Raw genomic sequence first — 24972 nt, 5'->3', positions numbered from 1 at the left:
GAGTACAAAGGGAGGCACGGCCGGAAAGAAACCCTCGCTCCGGTGGTGGTCCTTGCCCGGGCAAGGCAAGCGAGTGCGTTCAAGGTTGGGAGCCGAGCGAGCATCCGACGGGCGTGAACCGCCCGGGAAGGAGCGACGGAGTGGCCACCGAGGCGAGCCCCTCACCGGGAAGGACGGGCCGGGACAGCAAGCCCCCTGGCTTGGACGGCGAGCTGGCTCAGGCACTGGTCAGCACACGCCGCTTCTTCACCCGGGCCGAGATCTCCGCGGACCTGCGCTCGATGCACGTGAAGGGCGGCCGCCTAGCGGACGAGTTCTACCGTGACCGCTGGTCGCACGACAAGGTGGTGCGCTCCACCCACGGCGTCAACTGCACCGGCTCCTGCTCGTGGAAGGTGTACGTCAAGGACGGCATCATCACCTGGGAGGCCCAGCAGACCGACTATCCCTCCGTCGGCCCGGACAGCCCCGAGTACGAACCGCGCGGCTGCCCCCGGGGCGCGGCCTTCTCCTGGTACACGTACTCGCCGACCCGGGTGCGCTACCCGTATGTGCGCGGTGTGCTGCTGGGGATGTATCGGGAGGCCAAGGCGCGGCTGGGCGACCCGGTGGCGGCCTGGGCGGACATCGTCTCCGACCCCGAGCGCTCCCGCCGCTACAAACGGGCGCGCGGCAAGGGCGGTCTGGTGCGGGCGACCTGGGCGGAGGCGGTGGAGATGGCCGCCGCCGCCCATGTGCACACCATCAAACGGTACGGCCCGGACCGGCTGGCCGGATTCTCCCCGATCCCGGCCATGTCGATGGTCTCCCATGCGGCCGGGGCCCGCTTCTACTCCCTGCTCGGCGGGGTGATGCTCTCCTTCTACGACTGGTACGCCGACCTGCCCGTCGCCTCGCCGCAGGTGTTCGGCGACCAGACCGACGTACCGGAGTCCGGCGACTGGTGGAACGCCGGGTATCTGATCATGTGGGGCTCCAATCTGCCGGTGACCCGCACCCCGGACGCCCACTGGATGGCCGAGGCCCGTTACCGGGGGCAGAAGGTGGTCGCGGTCTCCCCGGACTACGCGGACAACGTGAAGTTCGCCGACGAATGGCTGGCCGCACAGCCCGGTACGGACGGCGCGCTGGCGATGGCCATGGGGCACGTGGTCCTCCAGGAGTTCTTCGTCGACCGCGAGACCCCGTACTTCGCCGACTACGTCCGGCGGTTCACCGATCTGCCCTTCCTGGTCACGCTCGACGAGAGCGAGGACGAGCCGGGCACGTACACACCCGGGAAGTTCCTCACCGCCTCCGACCTCGGCGGCGAGCACGCGGCTGCCGAGCACGCCGAGTTCCGGACGGTGCTGCTGGACGAGGCCACCGGAGCGCCCGTGGTGCCGAACGGCACCCTCGGCCACCGCTTCGGCGAGTCCGGCGCCGGGAAGTGGAACCTCGACCTCGGTGAGACCCGCCCCCTACTGTCCGCCGAGGGCGGCGACGAGCCGGCCGTCGTCGTCGTGCTGCCCCGCTTCGACGCCCCGGACGGCGCCGCCGCACGGCTGCGCCGCGGGGTCCCGGTACGCCGGGTGGCCGGGCGGCCGGTCACCACGGTGTACGACCTGCTGCTCGCCCAGTACGGCGTGGCCCGCGCGGGACTGCCCGGCACCTGGCCCACCGGCTACGACGACGCGACCGAGCCGTACACCCCGGCCTGGCAGGCGGCGATCACCGGCGTGGACGCGGACCGGGCGGCGCGGATCGCCCGCGAGTTCGCCGCCAACGCCGAGGACTCACAAGGCCGTTCGATGATCATCATGGGCGCGGGCGCCAACCACTGGTTCCACGCCGACATCATCTACCGCGCGTTCCTGACCCTGACCACCCTGACCGGCTGCCAGGGCGTCAACGGCGGCGGCTGGGCGCACTACGTCGGCCAGGAGAAGGTCCGCCCGATCACCGGCTACTCGGTGATCGCCACCGCCTCCGACTGGAACCGCCCCGCCCGGCAGATGATCCAGACCGCCTACTGGTACCTGCACAGCGACCAGTTCCGCTACGACCCGTTCTCCGCGGACACCCTCGCGGCGGCCGGGACCGGGGGCCCGTTCGCCGGGAAGTCCACGGCGGACGTCATCGCGGCCTCGGCCCGGATGGGCTGGATGCCCTCGTACCCGACCTTCGACCGCAACCCCCTCGACCTGGCCGACGAGGCAGACGCCGCGGGCCGCACCGCCGGCGACCATGTCGTGGGCGAACTCAAGGCGGGGCGGCTCAAGTTCGCGGGTGAGGACCCGGACGCACCCGAGAACTTCCCCCGGGTGCTCACCGTCTGGCGGGCCAACCTGCTGGGCTCCTCGGGCAAGGGCAACGAGTACTTCCTCAGGCACCTGCTGGGCACGGACTCCTCGGTGCGCGCCACCGAGGCCCCGCCGGACGCCCGCCCCCGGGACGTGGTGTGGCACGACGAGGCCCCGGAGGGCAAGCTCGACCTGCTGCTCACCCTCGACTTCCGGATGACCAGCACCACCGTCTTCTCCGACATCGTGCTGCCCGCCGCGACCTGGTACGAGAAGTACGACCTGTCCAGCACGGACCTGCACCCCTTCGTGCACTCCTTCAACCCGGCGATCGCCCCGCCCTGGCAGACCCGCACCGACTTCGACATCTTCCACACCCTCGCCGCGGAGTTCAGCCGCCAGGCCGAAGGCCACCTCGGCGTCCGCACCGACCTGGTGGCCGCGCCCCTGCTGCACGACACCCCCGACGCACTGGCCACCCCGCACGGCCGGGTGCGGGACTGGAAGGCGGGGGAGTGCGACCCCGTGCCCGGCCGCACCATGCCGAAACTGATCACCGTCGAACGGGACTACGTGGCCATCGCCGACAAGATGGGCGCGCTCGGCCCCCTGCTGGACTCCCAGGGTGCCACTACCAAGGGCGTCACCTTCGACGTCGGCCGCGAACTCGAGTACCTGAGGCACCAGAACGGCACCGTGCGCGGCGGAGCCGGTGACGGACGGCCCTCCCTCGCCCGCGACTCCCACGCCTGCGAGGCCATCCTCGCGCTGTCCGGCACCACCAACGGACACCTCGCCACCCAGGGCTTCCGCACCCTGGAGGCCCGCACCGGCACCCGGCTGGCCGACCTGGCGGCCGAGCACGAGGGCAAGCAGGTCACCTTCGCCGACACCCAGATCGCCCCGGTCCAGGTCATCACCTCACCCGAGTGGTCCGGCTCGGAGACCGGCGGGCGGCGCTACTCGCCGTTCACGATCAACGTCGAGCGCTCCAAGCCCTGGCACACGCTCACCGGCCGCCAGCACTTCTACCTCGACCATGACTGGATGGCCGCTCTCGGCGAGCAACTTCCCGTCTACCGGCCCCCGTTGAACATGCACGCCCTCTTCGACGAGCCGCGCCTCGGCGAGACGGGCGAACTCGGCATCACCGTGCGCTATCTGACCCCGCACAACAAGTGGTCCATCCACTCCGAGTACCAGGACAACCTCTTCATGCTGTCCCTGTCCCGGGGCGGCCCCACCATCTGGATGAGTGCCCAGGACGCGGCCAAGGTGGGAGTGAGGGACAACGACTGGATCGAGGCCGTGAACCGCAACGGCGTCGTCGCCGCCCGCGCGATCGTCTCGCACCGTATGCCCGAGGGCACCGTGTACATGTACCACGCCCAGGACCGGCTCATCGACGTCCCCCGCACCGAGACCACCGGCCGGCGCGGCGGCATCCACAACTCCCTCACCCGCCTGCTGATCAAACCCAGCCATCTCATCGGCGGCTATGCCCAGTTGTCATTCGCCTTCAACTACCTCGGCCCCACGGGCAACCAGCGTGACGAGGTCACCGTCATCCGCCGCCGCGGCAACCAGGAGGTGGCGTACTGATGCGCGTCATGGCCCAGATGGCGATGGTGATGAACCTCGACAAGTGCATCGGCTGCCACACCTGCTCGGTCACCTGCAAACAGGCGTGGACCAACCGTACCGGCGTCGAGTACGTGTGGTTCAACAACGTCGAGACCCGCCCCGGCCAGGGCTACCCCCGGCGCTACGAGGACCAGGAGCAGTGGCGCGGCGGCTGGGAGCTCAACAAGAAGGGACGGCTCGCGCTCAAGGCGGGCGGCCGCTTCAAGAAGCTGATCACCATCTTCGCCAACCCCGTCCTGCCGTCCCTGGACGACTACTACGAGCCCTGGACGTACGACTACCAGACCCTGACCAACGCCCCGCTCCAGGAGCACACGCCCGTCGCCCGCCCCAAGTCCCTCATCACCGGCAAGGACATGAAGATCACCTGGTCGGCGAACTGGGACGACGACCTCGGCGGATCGGCGGAGCACGGTGACAAGGACGTGCTGCTGAACGAGGTGTCGGAGAAGATCAGGTTCGAGTTCGAGCAGACCTTCATGTTCTACCTGCCGCGCATCTGCGAGCACTGCCTGAACCCGTCCTGCGGGGCCTCCTGTCCTTCCGGCGCGATCTACAAGCGCGAGGAGGACGGCATCGTCCTCGTCGACCAGGACCGCTGCCGGGGCTGGCGGATGTGCGTGACGGGCTGCCCGTACAAGAAGGTCTACTTCAACCACCGCACCGGCAAGGCCGAGAAGTGCACCTTCTGCTTCCCGCGCGTCGAGGTCGGACTGCCCACCGTCTGCTCCGAGACCTGCGTCGGCCGGCTGCGGTACATCGGTCTCGTCCTCTACGACGCCGACAGGGTGCTGGAGGCTGCCTCCACCCCCGACGAGACGGACCTGTACGAGGCGCAGCGGCAGGTGTTCCTGGATCCGCACGACCCTCAGGTCGCCGAGGCCGCCGAGCGGGCCGGCATCCCGTACGACTGGATGGAGGCCGCCCGGCGCTCCCCGATCCACGCCCTCATCAACACCTACCGGGTGGCCCTGCCGCTGCACCCCGAGTACCGCACCCTGCCCATGGTCTGGTACATCCCACCGCTGTCCCCGGTGGTCGACGCGGTCCGCGACACCGGCCGGGACGCCGAGGACCACCGCAACCTCTTCGCCGCCGTCGACGCCCTGCGCATCCCCGTCGACTACCTCGCCCAGCTGTTCACCGCCGGCGACCCCGCCCCCGTGGACGCCGTACTCCGCCGCCTGGCGGCCATGCGCGCCTACATGCGCGACATCAATCTCGGCCGCGAACCGGACGCCTCCATCCCCGAGGTCGTCGGCATGGGAGAGGAGCAGATGTACGACATGTACCGGCTGCTCGCCCTCGCCAAGTACGACGAGCGGTACGTCATCCCCACCGCGCACGCCGAGCAGGCGCACCAGCTGGAGGAACTGGCCACCGAGTGCAGCCTCGACTACGAGGGCGGCCCCGGCATGGGAGGTTCCGGCCCCTTCGGCGAGGCGTCCGGCGGCGCCTCGCCCGTCGCGGTGGAGAACTACCGTGCACTGCGCGACCGCCAGCTCTCGGACACCCCGGCGACCCCGCACGACAGGGCCACCCGCGTCAACCTCCTCAACTGGGACGGCAAGGGCAGTCCACCCGGCCTCTTCCCGCCCGGCGACGGGGACCGCAGCACGGACGGCGGCGGAGAGGTCGAACCGAAACCATGAGGAACAAGCTCAAACTCAGGCCCGCGCACCGGGTCCAGCCCTGGCACCCCTACGCCTGGCAGTTGCAGTCCCTGCTCCTGGGCTACCCCGACGAGGACCAGCCCGGCCATCTGTCCCTGGCCCGTCGTGCCGCCCCCGCGCTGCCCGCCGAGGTGCGCGAACCCCTGCTGCGCTTCGTCGGGCACGCCGAGGACACCGGCACCGAAGCCCTGGCCGCCGCCTACGTGGCCACCTTCGACCACCGCAAACGCTGCTGCCCGTACCTGACGTACTACGCCCACGGCGACACCCGAAAGCGCGGCGTCGCCCTGGTGCGGCTGAAGCAGATATACGCCACGGCCGGATGGCGGCTGACCGACGACGAGCTGCCCGATCACCTCGCCGTCGTCCTGGAATTCGCCGCCACCGACCCGGACACCGGTCTGCGCCTGCTCACCGAGCACCGCGCGGGCCTCGAACTGCTGCGCCTCGCCCTCCACGACGACCATTCCCCCTGGGCCGATCTGCTGAACTCCGTCTCCGCGACCCTCCCCGCGCTCGCCGGCGACGAACGCAAAGCGGTCGCGCGGCTAGCCGCCGAGGGCCCGCCCGGGGAAGAGGTGGGCCTCGACCCGTACGCACCCCCGCAGTACCCGCCCGACCTCTCCACCGGAGGCTCCCGATGACCGCGTCCCCGCAACACCTCACCCTGGCGGTGGAGTCCGGCACCGGCGGCATCATGCTGTGGGTCGTGCTGCCCTACCTCAGTCTCGCGGTGTTCGTCCTCGGACACATCTGGCGTTACCGCTACGACAAGTTCGGCTGGACCACCCGCTCCTCGCAGCTCTACGAGCGCCGCCTGCTGCGCATCGGCAGCCCGCTGTTCCACTTCGGCATCCTGCTCGTGCTGCTCGGGCACATCGTCGGGCTGCTCATCCCCGAGAGCTGGACGGACGCCGCGGGCATCAGCGAGCACGCCTATCACGTCATCGCGGTCGCCGTCGGTACCGCCGCGGGCATCTGCACCCTCGGGGGACTCGCCATCCTGATCTACCGGCGGCGCACCGTGGGCCCGGTCTTCTCGGCCACCACCGTCAACGACAAGGTGATGTACCTCCTCCTGACGGTGACCATCGGGCTGGGTCTGGCCGCGACCGTGGCGGCGAACCTCGTCGGCGGGGGCCACAACTACCGCGAGACCGTCTCCCCCTGGTTCCGCTCGATCTTCGCCCTGCGGCCCGACCCGGATCTGATGACCGGCATCCCGGTCCTCTTCCAGCTCCACGCCCTGAGTGCCCTGCTGCTCTTCGCCGCCTGGCCGTTCACCCGGCTCGTCCACATGCTCACGGCCCCTCTGGGCTACCTCACCCGCCCCTACATCGTCTACCGCAGCCGCGACACCCGGCTCGGCACCCGCGACTGGGAGCGGATCCGGTAGCGCCCGGCCGGACGGGCGTCCGGCCGGGGCGGCACGGTGGGTCAGTTAGGGGCGAGCTGCGGGGCGACGTCCTCGGTGACCGTCTCGCTGGGGGCGGCGCGACGGGCCTGGGCCGCGTCGGAGCCGCAGAAGGAGGCCTCGAGGGTGGCGCCGAGGGTGGCGTTGACCGTTCCGTTGTTGGAGGTGTTGGCCAGGGAGGTCATGCTGCGGGCGCCGTCACTGGTGGTGAAGGCGTAGGTGTAGTAGCCCTGGACGGTGCCGGTGTGGCCGTAGACGGTGGTCCCGCAGGACAGGGTGCGGCCCCGCAGGCCCAGCCCGTAGGACTGCTTTCCGTCCGAGGTGACCGGAACCATCGTGGTCATGTCCCGCAGCTGTTCGGCCGGCAGCAGCCTTCCGGACAGCAGCGCGGACAAGAAGCGGTTGAGGTCCTCCCCGTTGGAGATGACCGCTCCCGCGGACTGGGCCCAGGAGACCGTCTGCTCGGTGGAGTCGACCGGCGGCAGCGTGGTGTCGTCCTGCCGGAGGTAGCCACGGGCGTACGAACCGGAGAGCGATGTGCGCGGATGGATGTACGAGGTGTTCCGCAGCCGCAGTGGCGTGAAGATGCGCTGCTGGTAGTGCGTGGCGATGGGGGTGCCGGTGGTGTGCTCGATGAGCCGGCCCAACACGACGAAGTTGGTGTTGGAGTAGCTGTACGCGGCGCCCGGCTCGTTGTTCAGGGGGCGGGCCGTGGAGAGATGGATCAGCTCCTGGTAGCTGAAGACCCTGTGGCGGACGGCCTCGAAGCCCGGGACCGTCTGCTGGAACATGTCGTTGGTGTAGTCGTACAGCCCGCTGCGGTGGCTGAGCAGGTGACGCACGGTGATGCGGTCGTCCGGCAGCGGCTCGGGCAGATAGCGGTTGGCCGGCGCGTCGAGCTCGACGCGGCCCTCGGCCACGAGTTGCAGCAGCACGACCGCGGTGAAGGTCTTGCTGACGCTGCCCGCGCGGAACCGGCGGCCGGTGTCCATCGGCGTGTGGGCGGCCTTGTCGGCCTCCCCGGTGGCGATGTGACGGCTCAGGTCGCCGTCGTCGATCCGGGTCAGGGCTCCCGGCGCACCCTGGGCCAGCGCCGTGCGGTGCACGGCGCTGACGGCGGCGGTGTCGGGGTCGGGCAGGGACGTGCTGTCGGCGAGGGCCGGAGAGGCCGCCAGCGTGACGATCAGGGTGGAACCGGCGAGCATCATGCTCACGTGTTTGATTCGCATCCGCGTCTTCCTGATGTGGGGGGAACCGGGGAGCGCGCGCCCGCAGCCCTCCTCCCCGGAGGCCGGCCAACTCCCTTTGCACATAGGAAAGTTGGCGAGCTGCCCGACGGCGGCGGGGCGGCAACGCTCGCATCGTAATGCACCGGCGGCGGCATGCCCCGGGGACACGGCCGCCGCCGGGTCGCACATCAGAACCTGCGTGTGTGTTACTTGCTGTGCCAGAGGTCCGGGCCGAACACCTCGTAGTGGATGTCCTTCGGGCTGAGCCCCAGGGTGAGGAGGTCGCCGCGGACGGCCCGCATGAAGGGCAGCGGTCCGCACAGGAAGGCGGTGACGTCCTCGGGCAGGGCCAGCAGGGTGACGTCGGTCAGGCCCTCGTGGACATGGGGCGCCGCCTGCTCCTCCGGCTTCTCGTACCACAGGTGCAGCGTGCCGTTCGGCAGCCTGCCGACCAGGTCGTCGAGTTCCGTGCGGTGTGCGTGGTGGGTGGGGGAGCGGTCGGCGTGCACGACCGTGACATGCCGTTCGGCCGAGGCGTTGGCCAGATGGTCCAGCATCGACAGCATGGGCGTGACGCCGATGCCGGCGGAGGCGAGGAGCAGCGGGCCGTCGCCCTCGGGGAGCACCAGGTCGCCGAAGGGCAGCGACACCTTCAGGAGGTCGCCCGGGCGGGCATGGGCGTGCAGCCAGGACGACACTTCGCCCTCGGGGACCCGCCCGTAGGCGGAACGCTCCCGCTTGACGGTGATGCGCCACGTCTTGCGCTCGGGAGCCGTGGACAGGCTGTACTGGCGTATCTGCCGGGCCCCGTCGGGCAGTTCGACCTGGACGCTGACGTACTGGCCGGGCTTGAACGGCCCGGTGGGCAGTCCGTCGGGCCGGCGCAGTTCGAAGGAGACAGTGTCGGGGGACTCCTCGACGCGCTCGGCGATCTCCATGTCGTACCGGACCGCGCCGTTCTCGACCCCCGCCTCGGCGTACAGCCGTGCCTCCATGGCGATAAGGGCGTTGGCCATCAGCCAGTACACCTCGTCCCAGGCGGCCGCCAGCTCAGTGGTGACGGCGTCGCCCAGGACCTCGCCGACGGCGCCCAGCAAGTGCCGCCCCACGAGGGTGTACTGGTTGGGCGTGATGCCGAGTGAGGCGTGCTTGTGGGCGATGCGTCCGAGCAGGGCGTCGGGACGCTCACCGGGCCGTTCCACCAGCATGGTGGCGAACGCCGCGACGGCACCGGCGAGGGCTTCGCGCTGGGCGCCGCTGGCCTGGTTGCCGCGGTTGAAGAGGTCGCGGTATCTCAGATTCATATTGAGGGGGGTGTGATCTCTACGACGTCGCACACCGGCAGACCCTTGACGCCCGCGATCACTGAAAATACCTTTCAGTTCCGACCGGCGTACCGAAAGAAAATTTCGACCGCCGTCGGCCGCCCGGCGTCATCCCCCCACATCACAGCAAGGCATGACCGCACCATGAGTGAAGACAACAAGCATCACGCCACCGCTGCCGCCATCCTCCCGCTGGTCGGGGGTGCGGAGAACGTGGCGTCGGTGGCCCACTGCATGACCCGGCTCAGGCTGGGACTGCACGACCGGTCCCTGGTGCGGGAGGACCAACTCACGGCATTTCCCGCGGTGTTGGGGATTGTCGAGGACGACACCTACCAGATCGTGCTGGGGCCGGGAACGGTGGCGCGTGTCACCCCCGAGTTCGAAGCGCTGGTCGAGGCCGAGAGGGCAGGGACCGCGCCGGCGCCTGCCGCCCCGGACGCGGGAGCCGACCCCGTGACGGCCGAGACCCTCGCGGCGCAGGGAGCCGCGCTCAGGGCGGAACGGAAGGCGAAGAACGCCACACCGTTCAAGCTCTTCCTGCGCCGGATCGCCAACATCTTCGTACCGCTCATCCCCGCTCTCATCGGCTGCGGCATCATCGCGGGCCTGAACGGTCTCCTCGTCAACCTGCAGTGGCTGCCGGGGGTCACTCCGGCCCTCGCCGCCATCGCCTCCGGGTTCATGGCGCTGATCGCCGTCTTCGTCGGCCACAACACGGCCAAGGAATTCGGCGGCACCCCGATCCTCGGTGGTGCCGTCGCGTCGGTCATCGTCTACGCGGGAGTGGCCAACGTGGAGGCCTTCGGCCGCGACCTGTCTCCCGGCCAGGGCGGCGTGCTCGGCGCGCTGGGCGCCGCATGGCTCGGCGTGCACGTGGAGAAGTGGTGCCGCCGCCGGGTCCCCGAGGCCCTCGACGTCCTGGTGACGCCCACCGTCACCGTGCTGGTGGCCGGACTGGCGACGCTGTTCGGGCTGATGTTCCTCGCCGGTGAGGTGTCCACCTGGATCGGCGACGCCGCCGACTGGCTGCTGGCCCACGGGGGCGGGGGCGCCGGGTTCCTTCTGGGCGGACTCTTCCTGCCGCTGGTCATGCTGGGGCTGCACCAGGCGCTGATCCCCATCCACACCACGCTGATCGAGGGCGCCGGCTTCACCGTCCTGCTGCCGATCCTCGCGATGGCGGGTGCGGGACAGGTCGGCGCGGCCCTCGCGATCCATCTCCGGCTGCCCCGCAACACCTCGATCCGGACCACCATCAAGTCCGCGCTCTGGCCCGGACTCCTGGGAGTCGGAGAGCCCCTGATCTACGGTGTGTCCCTCCCCTTGGGGCGCCCGTTCGTCACGGCCTGCGCGGGCGGCGCCTTCGGCGGCGCGTTCGTCGGTCTCTTCAACCAACTGGGCACGGAGGTCGGTTCGACCGCGATCGGTCCCTCCGGCTGGGCGCTCTTCCCGCTCCTCGACGGCAACCACGGTCTGGGGCAGACGGTCGCCGTGTACGCCGTCGGTCTGCTCGTCGGCTACGTCGCGGGCTTCCTCACGACCTACTGGTTCGGCTTCACCAAGGCCATGCTCATGGAACTCAACGCAGCCCCCGATGCCCCGGCGGACGGGCAGCAGCCCGCTCCCACGACCCGCGTGACCGAGAGGGTCTGACGACGGGGTTCGGAACCGGTCCCACCCCTACGCGACCTGGAGAAGGCATGACGCCCAGATTCCGACGCCCTGTCCGCACCGGCCGTGTCGCCGCCGTGCTCGCCGCCGTCCTGTTCACCGCGACGGCGCCGGCGGCAGCGGACGACGACGCCCCCGATTCCCGCGCCCCGGCCGTCCCGCTGCGGGTGGCGACGTACAACATCCACGCCGGGGCCGGTCAGGACCAGGTCTTCGACCTCGACCGCACCGCCGCCGCGCTGCGCGATCTGCACGCCGATGTGATCGGTCTCCAGGAGGTCGACGTGCACTGGGGCGCCCGGAGCGCTTTCGTGGACGAGGCCCGTGCCCTCGCCGAGAAGCTGCGCATGCGCGTGTTCTTCGCACCGATCTACGACCTGGAACCGGCCGGCGAGGACGGCGAGCGCCGGCAGTTCGGCGTCGCCGTGCTGAGCCGCCATCCGGTGCTCCACGCCGACAACCACGAGATAACCCGGCTCTCCACCCAGACACCTGACCCGGTGCCGGCCCCGGCGCCCGGTTTCGCCGAGGTGGTGGTCAACGTCCGGGGTGCGCGGGTGCACGTCTACTCCACGCACCTGGACTACCGGGCCGACCCGTCGATCCGTGCGGCCCAGGTGGCGGACATGCTCGACGTGCTGGCCGCCGACCGCGGTCCCAGGATCCTCGTCGGAGACTTCAACGCCGAGGCGACGGCACCCGAGTTGGCGCCGCTGTGGCGGACACTGCGGGACGCCGCGCCCGGCGGTGGTGGCACCTTTCCGGCGGCCGACCCGGTGAAGCGCATCGACCTGGTCACCGTCTCGCCCGACGTCGGGGTGGCCGGTGCCCGTACGGTGGCGACCGAGGCGTCCGACCACCGGCCCGTGGTCGCGGACCTGAGGGTTCACCGGCGCGGACGCTGACGGCGTATCACCCTTGTCACCCCGTCCGTATCACTCCTTCCGGTCCACGCTCATCTCGCCCAGCTCCGACCAGTCGTCCTGCGGGATCGACATGTTCACGATCCGGGGGGTCTCGGCCAGATGGGGCGGCAGCGTCCGCTGTGCGGTCCGGAAGTGTTCGGACTGCACATGGGCGGCCCCCGCCTCGTCGTCGCGGAAGGCCTCGACCAGGACGTACTCCGTCGGATCGTCCAGACTGCGGGACCACTCGAACCACAGGCAGCCCGGCTCCTCGCGGGTCGCCGCGGTGAAGTCCGCGGCGATCCGCGGCCACTGGTCGGCGTACTCGGGGCGTACTCGGAACTTGGCGGTAATGAAGATCATCGCACCACTCTCTCATCCCGGTCCCGGTTCCGTGCTGCCCTGGAGGCGTTCCAGGTCGGAGGGCCGGACCTGGATGGCCACCACGGCGATCAGCGCGGCGAGCGCGGCGAAGATCGCCGCCATGATGAACGCGGCCGAGACCCCCGAGGTGAGGACCTGGTCGCCCCAGGGCCCCGGCAGTTCCCCGGTGCGCTGGAAGCGCAGGCGTTCGGCGGGGGTGGCCTGCTGCAGGAAGAGCGGTACCTGTTCCTCCGCCTCGTTGCGGCTGGCCGTGCCGTACATCGTGACCAGGATGGACAGGCCGAGCGAGCCGCCGACCTGCTGGGTGGCGTTGAGCAGGCCGGACGCGGCGCCGGTCTCCTGGACGCGGACGTTGGACAGCGCCATGAGCGTCAGCGAGACGAACTCCATGCCCATGCCGAGGCTGAAGACCAGCATGGGACCGAGAACGCTGCCCGCGTAGGTGGAGTGGACGTCGGTCAGGGTCAGCCAGGCGAGCCCCGCCGCCGCGAGAAGGCCGCCCACCACCATGAAGGGTTTCGGCCCGTACACGGGCAGGAACCGCGAGGCCAGCCCCGCGCCGATCGCGATGACCGCGCTGACCGGCAGGAAGGCGAGTCCGGCCTGGAGTGGGCTGAAGTCCAGCACGTTCTGCACGAAGAGGGTCAGGAAGAAGAACATGCCGAACATCGCCGCCGCCAGGCACAGCATGATGCCGTAGGTGCCCGCGCGGTTCCGGTCCCGGAACATGTGCAGCGGAGTGATGGGCTGACGGGACCTTCTCTCGACCAGGACGAAGCTCGCCAGGACGATGACGGCCGCGGCGAACGAAGCAAGGGTCAGGGCGTCCCGCCAGCCGTCCTGGGCGGCCCGGATGAACCCGTAGACCAGCAGCACCATGCCCACCGTGGAGGTGAGGGCGCCGGTGAAGTCGAAGCGGCCCGGATGGCGTTCGGACTCCTTGATCCAGCGCGGTGTCGCCAGGACGATGAGCAGCCCGATCGGGACGTTGACGAAGAGCACCCACCGCCAGTTCAGCCACTCGACGAGGATGCCGCCGGCGAGCAGACCGATGGCGCCGCCGCCCGCCGACACCGCGGCGAAGACGCCGAACGCCCGGTTGCGTTCCGGTCCTTCACGGAAGGTGGTGCTGATCAGCGCCAGGGACGTCGGCGAGGCGATCGCGCCTCCCATGCCCTGGAGCGCGCGGGCGGCCAGGAGTTGGCCGGAGTTCTGGGCGAGCCCGCCGAGCAGGGAGGCCACCACGAAGAGCAGCACCCCGAAGACGAACACGCGCCGTCTGCCGAGGATGTCGCCGGCCCGGCCGCCCAGCAGCAACAGGCCGCCGAAGGTGAGGGTGTAGGCGTTGACCACCCAGGACAGGCTGGTGGTCGAGAAGTCCAGCGAACGCTGGATGTGCGGCAGGGCGATGTTCACGATGGTGATGTCCAGCACCACCATCAGCTGACACGAGGCGATGACCAGCAGGGCCATCGCGTTCCCGCCCCCGCCGGCACGGCCGGTGTGCTGCCGGGCGGAGGCCGATCGCGGACCGCTGGTCATACCGGGTCGCCCTTTCGGGAGTCCACCGTTCGACCGTACGCGCGCATCCGGGCCCCCACCACTCGGGCATCGCGAGCGGCGCCGGTCAGTCGGCGACGTCGACTCCGTACGCGCGGGCGAGCGCGTCGAGACCGTGGTCGTACCCCTGCCCGACCGCACGCAGCCGCCACAGGGGACCGCGCCGGTAGACCTCGGCGAGCAGCATCGAACGTTCGGTGGTCGCCGCGTCGAGGGTGGCCTGGACGAGGGGCGCCGCACCCGTCCCCGGACCGGAGCTGATGTGGACGGCGCCGATGTCACCGAAGGTGAGGGCGCCGTCGATGGCGGCGGCGATGACGATCTTGCGTGCGCCGGGCGGGAGCGTGGCGAGGTCCATGCTGACGGTCTGCTCGGTGGGCCCGTCGCTCAGCAGACGCACCGTGCCCGCGGGATTCTCCGGGGCGCCGTAGAAGACGAAGTCGTCGTCGTAGGGGACCTGCTCGTCCTCGTCCACGATGAACGCCACGACGTCGATCTCGGACGACGCCTGCTGCGCCCAGGTCGCGGTGACGGTCCAGTGGGCCGCGCCGGGACCCGTCGTCCGGGGCAGGTCGACGACTCCGCCGCGCGGCAGCACGCGTACCGCGTCGGCTCGCCCGGGCGTGCCCGGCTGCCCCGCGCCGACGGGATCGGTGAGCCAGTCCGCCTCGTGCACCGGCAGTTCCAGGGAGGCGATGCGGGCCATACGGCGATCACCCCGGCCCCCGTCGAGGACGACGACGTCGGTGACACTGGCGGACAGATTGATGGCGGCCGCGGCCCCCAGCTCGACGATGCGGGCCCGTACGGCCACCGCGGCGGCATGCGTGCCGCCGAGGGCGAGCACCCGCCGCCCCTTGAGCGGACCGCCCGGCGCGCGGGCCCGCGTACGGGCGGCCGTGGGTTCGGTGGCCGGGAGCTCCGCCGTCCCCGGCGGGTCCGCGGGTGCCGGGCAGCCGGCGGCGGGCTCCTGCGGGACACGCGGCGCGGGCACACCCGAAGCCCCGGCCGGGACGGCGGCGCCCTCCTCGTGCGGAGTGCCGGGCCGTACGTCGTCCAGCAGGCGCAGGAAGGTGTCCTCGTCGAACAGCGGCACACCCTCGGCCCGGGCGCGCCGGGCCTTTGCCGAGCCCGAGGCGCCGTCATTGGTGACCAGGGCGCTGGTGTGCCGGCTCACCGACGACACCACGTTGAGCCCCGCAGCCGCCGCTCCGGCCACCAGTTCGGCGCGCGGGGTCCGGGTGGATCCGGTGACGGCGATCTTCATCCCCTGCACCAGCGGCCCGCCGGGCGCCGCCCGCCCCGGGTTGCGGTACGCGCACGGTGCCTTCGGCGGCTTCGGCGCGAACCGCGGGTCCTGCCGCGGCGGACAGGCCACAAGAGGCAGGGGCAGATCGAGCAGCGCCGCCTGACGCAGCGAGCCCCGCAGGACGCCCGACAGCACCCGGGCGTCGTCGAGCGCGTCGTGCGCCTGAGTCTGCTCGACGCCGTAGTGCGCGGCGAGCGTGCCCAGGGTGAGGCCGTCCGTCGGGGGATCGATGCGACGGTTCAGGGTCAGGGTGCACAGCCGCCGGGCGACCGGCAGCACCAGGCCCGCCCGGGCGAACTCGTGGGCCAGGAAGTCGTAGTCGAACTGCGCGTTGTGGGCCACGAACACCCGGTCCCGCAGCAGGGCGCCGATCCGGTCCGCCACCTGCTCGAAGGCCGGCGCGCCGCGCAGTCGCTCGGGCGTCAGTCCGTGCACATGGACCGGCCCCGGATCACAGCCCGGATCGAGCAGCGTCGAGAACTCACCGGTCTGTTCTCCGTCCGGGCCCAGCGTCAGCACGGCCACGGACAGCACCCGGTCCCGCCGCGGGACCAGACCGGAGGTCTCCACATCCACCAGCGCCCATTCGAAGGCGTAGTCGCGCAGGCCGGCCGAGTCGGAAGCGGGGGACAGGAGAGTCATGGCGGACAGGATGGTGTGATGTCCGCTCATCTTCAAGTTGGTTACCGTTTCCTCCGTATTCCTCCCGGCGCACAGCGTCCTGCGTACCGTGCGCCGGGAGAAACCGCGTCAAGAACCGGACCCGCGCCCGGGTTTGCGTCGCTGCACGTACAGATGGCTGTCCGACGGCCCGGTCCATTCCAGGCGTACGACACCGGGTACCGCGGCGTCGCCGATGCGCACCGGGTCCTTCCAGTGGCCGGCGGCCGGGTTGCGGAAGAACGTCGCCCACAGGTGGCCGTCGTGGTCCCTGAAGAAGTTGTTGTGGCCGGCGCCGACACCTGCCGTCCACCGCTCGGAGTACGGTCCTTCGAAGTGGTCGGCGACCGCGACGATCACGTCGTACTGGTACTGCACCCGGCCGGGTCCCGGCGGGTCGTAGGCGTTGCGCGTGGTTCCGTAGGCGTTCACCGACGTGCGGTCCCACGCGGCGTGGAGCAGGTAGTACTTGCTCTTGTGCTTGAAGACGTAGGCCCCTTCGAGGTACGGCTCGGGCGAGTAGGGCGTCTGCCGGAATCTCGGCAGGTCCGTCGTGGTGACGATGTCCTCCATGTCCTCCCGGAACTTGGCGTACAGGTCGTTGTGCAGGACGAGCCAGGCGTCGTCGCCCTCGCTGTAGAGGCCGCCGTCGATGTGGTGGTAGGCGCCGGGCTCGATGAAGGCGGGCCCGCCGATGAACGAGTCGCCGAACGGTTTGTCGATGTTGCCCTCGACCAGCCGGTACGGGCCCTCGACCCCGCCCTCGCTCACGAGCATGAACGACCCGACCTTGCGGGAGTGGTCGCCCATGCACGCGACGATGTACCACTTGCCCCTGAAGTGGTGCACCTCCGGCGCCCACACGTTGCCGCGCTTGCCGAACCGTTCGTCGTGCCAGTACTCCTGCCAGGGCGCGACCACGGTCCGCCCGGGCCGGTTCTCCCCGACGAACTCGGGTGACCACACCTTTCCCTTCTCGGCGTCGGGCCGGATGCGGGTCGTGTCGGCCAGTCCCCACGGCCCCTCGAGGGAGCGGGACACCCACACGAAGAGGCCGTCGTTCCAGGGGCCGGCCGCCTCCAGTCCGGGCACGCGCGTGGTGCCCGTGGCCACGTACAGCGGACGGCCGTCCACGACGAAGCAGTTGACGTACGTGTCCCGCATCCAGACCCGGCCGAGCTCCCGGTCGCGGGGGCGCAACTCCAGCGGCAGCACGAAGGAGTTGTCCTCGCGCGGCCACAGATCCAGCCGGGTGTCCGCGAGGCCGTAGGGCTCGGGGTCGGGCCAGTTGGCCGGGTGGCGCCGCGACGGCGGGGCGAGGGCCGGTGCGGGGCCGGCCGCCTGCGCGGTGGCGGCGGGCAGGGCGGCCGCCGCTCCCAGGCCGGCGGCGCCGGCGAGGAGGGATCGTCGGTGCATTCGGTTCGGGGCATCGCTCATCGCCAGGTGCTCTCCTTCGTGGTTCCCGCCCATGACTCGACGGCAGCTCTCGGGAAGCTGCGATGACGGGGGGATGCCGCACAGCATGCGAACGCCGGAGCATTTACGTCAACACCGCGGACGAAAATGCAAGATGACAGGTTGTCGCAGGGGTTCACTGACCAGGCTTCCTCCCGGCTTCGGCGCATCTTTCTGTCGGAGTGTTGACGGAATAATGCGGCGTACCTACCTTGACCGGCATGCAGATGCCCAGCGGAGTGCATGCGCTTGTCAGACGGACCCATGAGGAACGCGTCCTGCGAGCGCTGCAGGAGAACGGCGCCATGAGCCGCGGCGAGATCGCACGGGTCGTGGGACTGTCCCGGACCACCCTGTCCGAGATCACCGGAAGCCTGTTGCAACGGGGCGCGATCGTCGTCGTGGACACCGATGCCTCGAAGCGCGAGGGCAGCGGCCGGCCGGCCGAACGGCTGGCGCTCGACCCGGCGTCGGCGCAGTTCATGGGCGTCGACTTCGGTCACCGTCGGGTCAACGTCGTCGTGGCCGACGCCTCGCACGACATCATGGCGTCGGGTTCCGTACGCTACGACGACACCACGCCCTGGCAGCAGCGCACCGACCTGGCCCTCGGACTGGTCGAGCGGCTCACCACCGAGGCCGGCGTCCACTACGGAGCCCTCCAGGGCATCGGCATCGGCGTGCCCGGCCCCTACCCCGCCCCGGAGGCGGCGGCCTGGCCCCGCGCCACCTCGGCGGGCACGGCGCTGCGCCCGGCCCCGGAAGGCGTCGACCTGGCCTTCGCCGCGCGCTTCGACGCACCGGTGATCGTGGACAACAACACGCGGCTGGCCGCACTGGCCGAGGCGATCAGCGGCGCTGACAGCATCGCCGACCTGGTGTACGTCCGTCTGTCGGACGGCGTCGGCGGCGGGCTCGTCGTCGGCGGCCAGCTGGTGACCGGCTCGTCCGGGCTGGCCGGCGAGCTGGGGCATGTGACCGTCGAACCGGCGGGCCGGCCGTGCCGGTGCGGCAAGCGCGGCTGTCTGGAGACCGTGGCCTCGGTCCCCGCGATCCTCGCCGCCTGCTGGGAGTTCGGCCTTCCGCTGGAGAACCTGGACGAGCTGGCCGCCGCCGTCACCCGCTCGCACCCCGTCGCCGAGCGGGTGCTGCGGGAGGCGGCCGCCGCGGTGGGACGCGTGGTCGGGGCGGCGACGATGACGCTCAACCCGGCGAAGGTCGTCATCGGCGGCGAGATCGCCCGGCTGGCGCCCGTCGTCGTGGAGCAGGTCGCCGCCACCCTCGCCGCCGATCTCTTCCCGACCGCGTCGGCCGGTCCCGTCGTCGAGGCGGCCCGGCTCTCGGACGACGACGGCGCCATCGGTGCCCTCGCCGCGGTCTTCCACAGTTCCCCCCTCCTGGCGAGGTATCCCGAAACCGCCGACGTGCGGGCCGGCAGTCATGCCCGCACCACCGACACCGAAGGAGCGGCGCATGTCCGTCCTTGACAAGCGGGGCGCCCGACCGCCACACCCCGTACCCGAAAAGACGTCCGGGGAGCCGGCCGGCTCCGGCTCCCCGGACGACGACAAGACCGCGCCGGAGCGCGGGCGGTCCTCCGGCCGGAGCGGGTTCCCCCTGCTCCTGAACGCCGCGTCCGTCGTGCTGGGCATCGGCATCTGGTGGGCCCTGGCCGCCGCCGGATTCAAACTGCCGACCCCGCCGGAGGTCGTGGAGCGGGCCGGGACGCTGATCGGCGACGGGACGCTCGCCGACGACGCCCTCGCCAGCCTGACCCGCGTCCTCATCGGCTTCGGCCTCGGCACGGCCGTGGCCATCCCGATCGGGTTCCTCATGGGCTGGTACGGCATCGCGCGCGGCCTGATCGAGCCCTGGATCCAGTTCTTCCGCACCATTCCGCCGCTGGCGATCATCCCGCTGGCCGTGGTCGCCATGGGCATCGACGAGACACCGAAGATCTTCGTCATCTTCCTCGCCGCGTTCCTGGCGTGCGTGATCTCGACCTTCCAGGGGGTGGTCAACGTCGACCGCACCATGATCAACGCCGCGCGGGTCCTCGGCGCCAAGGACGCGACGATCTTCGCCCGCGTGGTGGTGCCCGCCTCCACGCCGTTCATCCTCGTCGGCATGCGGGTCGGTCTCGGCTCGGCGTGGGCGACCCTCGTCGCCGCGGAGCTCATCGCCGCCCAGGAGGGGCTCGGATACCGCATGCAGAACGCCCAGCTCTACTACGACCTCCCGACGATCTTCGTCGGGCTCATCTCGATCGGGATTCTGGGTCTGCTCATGGACCGGGTCCTCCTCCTCGCGGAACGCAAGCTCACCGGATGGCAGGAACGCCGATGACCAGCAAGCCGGCCAAGATATCCGTCCAGGGCGTCACCAAGACCTTCGCCCTCGGCCGTGACACCTTCACCGCCCTCGACGACGTGTCGATCGACATCGCGGACAACGAGTTCGTCACCGTCGTCGGCCCCTCGGGGTGCGGCAAGAGCACCCTGATGAACATCCTCGCCGGGCTGGAGACACCCACGGCGGGGCGTGCCCTGGTGGACGGCGCTCCCGTGTCCGGGCCCGGACCCGAGCGTGGCGTGATCTTCCAGCAGTACGCGCTCTTCCCCTGGCTGACCGTGCGCCAGAACGTCGAGTTCGGGCTGCGGACGACCGGCGTGCCCAAGGGCGAACGCCGCAGCCGGGCCCAGCACTTCATCGAACTCGTGGGGCTGGAACGTTTCGCCGACGCCCTGCCCAAGACGCTGTCCGGAGGCATGCGCCAACGCTGCGCCATCGCCCGTGCCTACGCCGTGGATCCCTTGATCCTGCTGATGGACGAACCATTCGGCGCCCTCGACGCGCTGACCCGGGTCAAGCTCCAGGAACAGCTGCTGCAGACATGGAGCCAGGACAAGCGCACGGTGCTGTTCATCACCCACGACGTCGACGAGGCCGTATTCCTGGCCAACCGGGTGATCGTCATGGCCGCCCGGCCCGGGCGCGTCTACGACGTCATCGAGGTCGACGCCGTCGAACGCAACGAGGAGTTCCGCCTCAGCGCCGAGTTCGCCGCACTGCGCAACCGGGTGTGGCACTCCGTCTACCACCAGGAAGGCCGCACCGCCGTCTCTTCCGCCGCCCACGCCTCGACACCATGACCAGGAAGGGACACCCCGCCATGCCATCCACCCTCACCCGCAGAACCTTCTCCGCCGCCCTCGCCAGCCTGTCCGTGATGGCCCTGCTGACCGCGTGCGGGGGCGACTCGTCCTCCGGAAGCTCGGGCGACACGGTGCGGTTCGGCTACATCAACGACTTCAACGGTGCCAGCCTGATCGCCATAGCCGAAGCCAAGGGGCTGTGGAAGAAGCACGGGCTGACCCCGGAGACCAAGGTCTTCACCAACGGCCCTCTGCAGATCCAGGCCCTCGGAACCGGCAATCTCGACTTCGGCTACATCGGCCCGGGCGCCATGTGGCTCCCCGCCTCGGGGCAGGCCAAGGTCGTCGCCATCAACACCCTCGGCAACTCCGACCGGGTCCTCGCCCAGCCGGGTATCACCTCGATGAAGCAGCTCAAGGGCAAGACCGTCGCCGTCCCCGAAGGCACCTCCGGCGACATGATCCTCACGCTCGCCCTGAAGAAGGCGGGGATGACCAAGAGCGATGTGAAGGTCGTGCCCATGGACCCGTCCACCATCGTGTCCGCCTTCTCCTCGAAGCAGGTCGACGGGGCGGGCTTCTGGTACCCCGCCGCGGCCACCATCAAGAAGCAGGTTCCCGACATGCGGGAACTCGCCAAGAACAGCGACTTCGAGAACGACGTCTCCTTCCCCACCGCCTTCGTGGCCGGCAACAAGCTGGTGTCCGACAACCCGGAGAAGGTCGAGAAGGTCCTCGCCGTCCTGCGCGAGGCCATCGAGTTCCGTTCCTCCCACACCGAGGAGGCCATCGAACTCACCGCCGAGAAGCTGAAACTCCCCGTGGACCAGGTCGAGGCCGACGCCGCCAACAACAAGGTGCTCAGCGTCGACGAGATCGACGCGCTGACCGAGGACGGCACCATCGCCAAGTGGCTGACGGGCATGAACGACTACTTCGTCGAGACGGGGAAGCTGAAGAAGCCCGTCGACCCCAAGACCTACTACACCGGCGACCTCTTCATCGGAGCAGGCCAGTGACCCAGTCCAGCACCAACGGCGCCGGCAGCACGCCCGGCACCTCCCGGAAGAACATCCTCTTCCTCATGACCGACCAGCACCGGGCGGACACCCTCGGCGCCTACGGCAACGCCCTGGCGCACACCCCGGTCCTCGACGAACTCGCCGCCACGGGGACCCGCTTCGACCGCTGGTACACCCCCACCGCGATCTGCACCCCCGCCCGGGCCAGTCTGCTGACCGGCCAGGCGCCCTTCCGGCACAAGGTGCTCGCCAACCACGAACGCAACGTCGGCTACCTCGAGGACCTGACCGACGACCAGTTCACCTTTTCCCGGGCACTGAGGGAGCACGGCTACAACTGCGGCCTCATCGGCAAGTGGCACGCCGGCACCCGGCGGACGGCGGCGGACCACGGCTTCGACGGCCCCGAACTGCCCGGCTGGCACAACCCCGTCGACCACCCGGACTACCTCGCCCATCTCGCCGAGCACGGTCTGCCGCCGTACCGGATCAGCGACCGGATCCGCGGCACCCTGCCCAACGGCGGCCCCGGCAACCTGCTCGCCGCACGGCTGCACCAGCCGGTCGAGGCCACCTTCGAGCACTACCTGGCCACCCGTGCCATCGAACAGCTCGAGAAGTACGCCGCGGACTCCCGCGAACGCGAGCAGCCCTTCTTCCTGGCGCTGCACTTCTTCGGTCCGCACCTGCCGTACATCCTCCCCGACGAGTACTTCGACCTCGTCGACCCCGCCGACGTGGAACTGCCGCGCTCGATCGCCGAGACCTTCCACGACAAGCCGCCGGTCCAGCGCAACTACAGCGCTCACTGGACCTTCGACACCATGCCGATCGAGACGACCCGCAAGCTCATCGCCGTCTACTGGGGCTATGTGGCGCTGATCGACAGGCAGATCGGCCGCGTCATGGAGGCCATGGAACGGCTGGGCCTGGTGGACGACACCGCCGTCTTCTTCACCTGTGACCACGGCGAGTTCACCGGCTCGCACCGGCTGCACGACAAGGGCCCGGCGATGTACGAGGACATCTACCGCACGCCGGGACTCCTCCGCGTCCCGGGCGCCCCGCCCGGCGTGGTGCGCTCCGAGTTCGTCAGCCTGCTCGACTGCACCGCCACCATCCTGGAGCTGGCGGGCATCGACCCGAAGCCCGCGGTGGACTCGCGCAGCCTGCTGCCTCTCGTGCACGGGGAACCCGCGGACTGGGAGGACGACATCGTCTGCGAGTTCCACGGCCACCACTTCCCCTACCCGCAGCGCATGCTGCGCGAGGACCGGTACAAGCTCGTAGTCAACCCCGACTCGGTCAACGAGCTGTACGACCTGGTGACCGACCCGGACGAACTGCAGAACGTCTACGCCCACCCCGAACGGGCCGAGGTCCGCAGACGGATGATGCGCCGCCTGTACGACGTACTGCGCGAGCGCGGCGACAACTTCCACCACTGGATGACATCGATGTACGAGGTCGGCGAGGTGGCCCACGACCCCACCCTGAGCGGTCTCGACGAGTCCACGTACCGGACCCATGACTGACGGCCACCGTTCCTGCTGCACCCCGGCGGACACGCCAGTCACCGCCGGCCCGCACCCGGCGGTGACGGCCGCCGCCCCTCGCGAGCGCTCCACACGGGGTCAGGTTGCGCTGTCCGGCGGCGAGTTCGCCATGGGGGACGCCTTCGGCGAGGGGTACCCCGCCGACGGGGAGACGCCCGTCCACCCGGTCCGTCTCAAGCCCTTCCACATCGACGAGACCGCCGTCACCAACGCGCGGTTCGCCGCCTTCGTCAAGGCCACCGGCTATGTCACCGACGCCGAGCGGTACGGCTCCTCGGCGGTCTTCCACCTCGTGGTCGCCGCCCCCTCGGCCGACATCCTCGGTCACGCCGCCACAACCCCCTGGTGGATCAACGTCCGGGGTGCTCACTGGCGCCGCCCCGAAGGCGCCCGTTCCGACATCACCGCCCGGCAGAACCACCCGGTCGTCCACGTCTCGTGGAACGACGCGACCGCCTACGCACGGTGGGCGGGCAAGCGCCTGCCCACCGAGGCGGAATGGGAGTACGCGGCCCGCGGAGGACTGTCCGGCCGCCGCTACGCCTGGGGCGACAACCTCACCCCCGACGGCAGATGGCGCTGCAACATCTGGCAGGGACGCTTTCCCCACACCAACACCGCCGAGGACGGCTATCTGACCACGGCTCCCGTCAAGTCCTACCGTCCCAACGGCTTCGGCCTGTGGAACACCGCCGGCAACGTGTGGGAGTGGTGTGCCGACTGGTTCTCGCCCTCCTACTACGCCGAGTCCGCCCCACGGGACCCGCGCGGCCCGGACACCGGAACGGCACGAGTGATGCGCGGCGGCTCGTACCTGTGCCACGACTCCTACTGCAACCGCTACCGGGTCGCCGCCCGTTCGGCCAACACCCCCGACTCCTCGTCGGCCAACCTCGGCTTCCGTTGCGCCAACGACGGCGGGGAGCGGTAGTGCGTGCCCGCACCACCCGCACCGGGCACCTACTCGAACAACGCCTCCTGCTCACCCTCCCTGGCCTTCCGCAACCGGCGGTTGCGGGCCCCCACTATCACCGCCGTCGCCGCCGCCACCGCGCCGAACGCCACGGGGATCATCCAGTTCTGGTTGGCCGCATGGCCGAGGGCGTGGTCCAGGGAGAGCCGGCCGGGCCCGGTGACGGCGAGACCTGCGGCGGTCAGGCCCAGGGACGCGGCGTACTCGAAGCCGCCCTCCTGGTTGAAGAAGCCGTTGGGCGCGTGCACGGCGGACGCGCCCGCCATCGCACCGGCCGCGGCGGCGCCCGCGGCCGGGGTGGCTAGGCCCAGCGCCAGCAGGGTGCCGCCGCCGGCCTCGGCGAGGCCCGCCAGCGTGGCGCTCGTCCTGCCGGGCGCGTAACCGACGGACTCCATGAACTGGCCGGTGCCCTCGATGCCCCCACCGCCGAACCAGCCGAACAGCTTCTGCGCGCCGTGCGCCGCGAGCACCCCGCCCGTCCCCAGCCGGAGCAGCAGCAGACCCAGGTCGCTTCGGTCGTAACAGGTCACATCGTCTCCCCGGGAGCGGTGGCTTGGCCCGTCCACCGTCGCACCCCCGCCCCGGACCGGGCCCGCTGCCGGTCGCCGTTCGGGTGACGCCGGTGGCGGGACCCGGCGGCCGGCACGAGGCTGACGGCTTGACTTCCTCCCCCGCCTAAAGGCGAGGGATTCCAGCGGTCGCCCGCTGGGGTTCCTGCTTCACCGACGACCGCCCCGTCCGGGAGGACTCCC

Annotated in this window: 19 protein-coding genes; 12 read left to right on the top strand and 7 right to left on the bottom strand. The window is 70.6% G+C overall.

Features of this window, described 5'->3' with window-relative positions; genetic code table 11:
- Window positions 1–200 precede the first annotated feature (200 nt).
- The 4 genes from AB0L56_RS24165 to narI are packed head-to-tail and all read left to right on the top strand — an operon-like array spanning window position 201 to window position 6995.
- The gene (locus AB0L56_RS24165) at window positions 201–3884 is read left to right on the top strand and encodes a nitrate reductase subunit alpha (RefSeq protein ID WP_365426469.1); all 3684 of its coding nucleotides are present in this window, start codon (window positions 201–203) and stop codon (window positions 3882–3884) included.
- Window positions 3884–5578, top strand: coding sequence for a nitrate reductase subunit beta (narH, locus tag AB0L56_RS24160; RefSeq protein ID WP_365426256.1), 1695 nt, complete (start codon window positions 3884–3886; stop codon window positions 5576–5578). The genes AB0L56_RS24165 and narH overlap by 1 nt, the downstream gene beginning before the upstream one ends.
- Window positions 5575–6243, top strand: coding sequence for a nitrate reductase molybdenum cofactor assembly chaperone (narJ, locus tag AB0L56_RS24155; protein ID WP_365426253.1), 669 nt, complete (start codon window positions 5575–5577; stop codon window positions 6241–6243). Before narH ends, narJ begins: the two co-directional genes overlap by 4 nt.
- Complete coding sequence (gene narI / locus AB0L56_RS24150) at window positions 6240–6995, top strand: respiratory nitrate reductase subunit gamma (RefSeq protein ID WP_361033739.1); 756 nt, start codon at window positions 6240–6242, stop codon at window positions 6993–6995. Before narJ ends, narI begins: the two co-directional genes overlap by 4 nt.
- Before the next feature lie 41 nt (window positions 6996–7036).
- Here the strand turns inward: narI and AB0L56_RS24145 are convergent, their stop codons facing one another.
- On the bottom strand, window positions 7037–8242 hold the full coding sequence (locus AB0L56_RS24145) for a serine hydrolase domain-containing protein (RefSeq protein WP_365426250.1): 1206 nt from the start codon (window positions 8240–8242) through the stop codon (window positions 7037–7039).
- A 206-nt stretch (window positions 8243–8448) separates the two neighbouring features.
- Window positions 8449–9546 (bottom strand): globin domain-containing protein, encoded by a 1098-nt coding sequence (locus AB0L56_RS24140; RefSeq protein ID WP_365426247.1) that lies wholly within the window; start codon window positions 9544–9546, stop codon window positions 8449–8451.
- 165 nt (window positions 9547–9711) lie between these two features.
- Between AB0L56_RS24140 and AB0L56_RS24135 the strand changes: the two genes are divergently transcribed.
- Complete coding sequence (locus AB0L56_RS24135; protein WP_365426244.1) at window positions 9712–11223, top strand: PTS transporter subunit EIIC; 1512 nt, start codon at window positions 9712–9714, stop codon at window positions 11221–11223.
- Window positions 11224–11270: 47 nt separating this feature from the next.
- Window positions 11271–12146 (top strand): endonuclease/exonuclease/phosphatase family protein, encoded by an 876-nt coding sequence (locus AB0L56_RS24130; RefSeq protein ID WP_365426241.1) that lies wholly within the window; start codon window positions 11271–11273, stop codon window positions 12144–12146.
- 30 nt (window positions 12147–12176) lie between these two features.
- On the opposite strand, the gene AB0L56_RS24125 is transcribed toward AB0L56_RS24130, so the two are convergent.
- The 4 genes from AB0L56_RS24125 to AB0L56_RS24110 all read right to left on the bottom strand — a co-directional run bounded on the left by AB0L56_RS24125 (window position 12177) and on the right by AB0L56_RS24110 (window position 17496).
- Complete coding sequence (locus tag AB0L56_RS24125) at window positions 12177–12509, bottom strand: putative quinol monooxygenase (protein WP_361033751.1); 333 nt, start codon at window positions 12507–12509, stop codon at window positions 12177–12179.
- Between the two features lie 12 nt (window positions 12510–12521).
- Complete coding sequence (locus AB0L56_RS24120; RefSeq protein WP_361033754.1) at window positions 12522–14072, bottom strand: MFS transporter; 1551 nt, start codon at window positions 14070–14072, stop codon at window positions 12522–12524.
- An 85-nt stretch (window positions 14073–14157) separates the two neighbouring features.
- Window positions 14158–16041 carry a TerD family protein gene (locus AB0L56_RS24115; RefSeq protein WP_365426236.1) on the bottom strand — a complete coding sequence of 628 codons (1884 nt, stop codon included), beginning with the start codon at window positions 16039–16041 and terminating at the stop codon, window positions 14158–14160.
- Between the two features lie 108 nt (window positions 16042–16149).
- Window positions 16150–17496: a family 43 glycosylhydrolase gene (locus tag AB0L56_RS24110; protein ID WP_365426233.1), complete on the bottom strand. Its 1347-nt coding sequence runs from the start codon at window positions 17494–17496 to the stop codon at window positions 16150–16152.
- 239 nt (window positions 17497–17735) lie between these two features.
- Here AB0L56_RS24110 and AB0L56_RS24105 point away from each other — a divergent pair, with 239 nt between their 5' ends.
- Genes AB0L56_RS24105 through AB0L56_RS24080 form a run of 6 tightly spaced genes read left to right on the top strand, consistent with a single transcriptional unit; the run spans window position 17736 to window position 24178 of the window.
- Complete coding sequence (locus AB0L56_RS24105) at window positions 17736–19001, top strand: ROK family transcriptional regulator (protein ID WP_365426230.1); 1266 nt, start codon at window positions 17736–17738, stop codon at window positions 18999–19001.
- Window positions 18988–19860, top strand: a complete 873-nt coding sequence (locus tag AB0L56_RS24100; RefSeq protein ID WP_365426227.1) for an ABC transporter permease — start codon at window positions 18988–18990, stop codon at window positions 19858–19860. Before AB0L56_RS24105 ends, AB0L56_RS24100 begins: the two co-directional genes overlap by 14 nt.
- Complete coding sequence (locus AB0L56_RS24095) at window positions 19857–20666, top strand: ABC transporter ATP-binding protein (protein WP_365426224.1); 810 nt, start codon at window positions 19857–19859, stop codon at window positions 20664–20666. The genes AB0L56_RS24100 and AB0L56_RS24095 overlap by 4 nt, the downstream gene beginning before the upstream one ends.
- Before the next feature lie 20 nt (window positions 20667–20686).
- Window positions 20687–21688, top strand: a complete 1002-nt coding sequence (locus AB0L56_RS24090; RefSeq protein WP_365426221.1) for an aliphatic sulfonate ABC transporter substrate-binding protein — start codon at window positions 20687–20689, stop codon at window positions 21686–21688.
- Window positions 21685–23226 (top strand): sulfatase-like hydrolase/transferase, encoded by a 1542-nt coding sequence (locus AB0L56_RS24085; RefSeq protein WP_365426218.1) that lies wholly within the window; start codon window positions 21685–21687, stop codon window positions 23224–23226. Before AB0L56_RS24090 ends, AB0L56_RS24085 begins: the two co-directional genes overlap by 4 nt.
- A complete protein-coding gene (locus tag AB0L56_RS24080; RefSeq protein WP_365426215.1) occupies window positions 23219–24178 on the top strand; it encodes a formylglycine-generating enzyme family protein in 960 nt (319 codons plus the stop codon). Before AB0L56_RS24085 ends, AB0L56_RS24080 begins: the two co-directional genes overlap by 8 nt.
- Before the next feature lie 29 nt (window positions 24179–24207).
- Here the strand turns inward: AB0L56_RS24080 and AB0L56_RS24075 are convergent, their stop codons facing one another.
- A complete protein-coding gene (locus AB0L56_RS24075; protein ID WP_361033781.1) occupies window positions 24208–24750 on the bottom strand; it encodes a DoxX family protein in 543 nt (180 codons plus the stop codon).
- Window positions 24751–24972 lie beyond the last annotated feature (222 nt).

Origin of the sequence: Streptomyces sp. NPDC052079 (assembly GCF_040680275.1) — a bacterium.
GTDB lineage: Bacteria > Actinomycetota > Actinomycetes > Streptomycetales > Streptomycetaceae > Streptomyces.
This window is presented reverse-complemented; position numbering and strand designations above follow the sequence as displayed.

Excerpts from the sequence above, each read along its gene's own strand:
- narH (WP_365426256.1), top strand. The coding sequence starts at position 3,884 with ATGCGCGTCATGGCCCAGATGGCGATGGTGATGAACCTCGACAAGTGC.
- narJ (WP_365426253.1), top strand. The coding sequence starts at position 5,575 with ATGAGGAACAAGCTCAAACTCAGGCCCGCGCACCGGGTCCAGCCCTGG.
- narI (WP_361033739.1), top strand. The coding sequence starts at position 6,240 with ATGACCGCGTCCCCGCAACACCTCACCCTGGCGGTGGAGTCCGGCACC.
- AB0L56_RS24145 (WP_365426250.1), bottom strand. The coding sequence starts at position 8,242 with ATGCGAATCAAACACGTGAGCATGATGCTCGCCGGTTCCACCCTGATC.
- AB0L56_RS24140 (WP_365426247.1), bottom strand. The coding sequence starts at position 9,546 with ATGAATCTGAGATACCGCGACCTCTTCAACCGCGGCAACCAGGCCAGC.
- AB0L56_RS24135 (WP_365426244.1), top strand. The coding sequence starts at position 9,712 with ATGAGTGAAGACAACAAGCATCACGCCACCGCTGCCGCCATCCTCCCG.
- AB0L56_RS24130 (WP_365426241.1), top strand. The coding sequence starts at position 11,271 with ATGACGCCCAGATTCCGACGCCCTGTCCGCACCGGCCGTGTCGCCGCC.
- AB0L56_RS24125 (WP_361033751.1), bottom strand. The coding sequence starts at position 12,509 with ATGATCTTCATTACCGCCAAGTTCCGAGTACGCCCCGAGTACGCCGAC.
- AB0L56_RS24120 (WP_361033754.1), bottom strand. The coding sequence starts at position 14,072 with ATGACCAGCGGTCCGCGATCGGCCTCCGCCCGGCAGCACACCGGCCGT.
- AB0L56_RS24115 (WP_365426236.1), bottom strand. The coding sequence starts at position 16,041 with ATGACTCTCCTGTCCCCCGCTTCCGACTCGGCCGGCCTGCGCGACTAC.
- AB0L56_RS24110 (WP_365426233.1), bottom strand. The coding sequence starts at position 17,496 with ATGAGCGATGCCCCGAACCGAATGCACCGACGATCCCTCCTCGCCGGC.
- AB0L56_RS24105 (WP_365426230.1), top strand. The coding sequence starts at position 17,736 with ATGCAGATGCCCAGCGGAGTGCATGCGCTTGTCAGACGGACCCATGAG.
- AB0L56_RS24100 (WP_365426227.1), top strand. The coding sequence starts at position 18,988 with ATGTCCGTCCTTGACAAGCGGGGCGCCCGACCGCCACACCCCGTACCC.
- AB0L56_RS24095 (WP_365426224.1), top strand. The coding sequence starts at position 19,857 with ATGACCAGCAAGCCGGCCAAGATATCCGTCCAGGGCGTCACCAAGACC.
- AB0L56_RS24090 (WP_365426221.1), top strand. The coding sequence starts at position 20,687 with ATGCCATCCACCCTCACCCGCAGAACCTTCTCCGCCGCCCTCGCCAGC.
- AB0L56_RS24080 (WP_365426215.1), top strand. The coding sequence starts at position 23,219 with ATGACTGACGGCCACCGTTCCTGCTGCACCCCGGCGGACACGCCAGTC.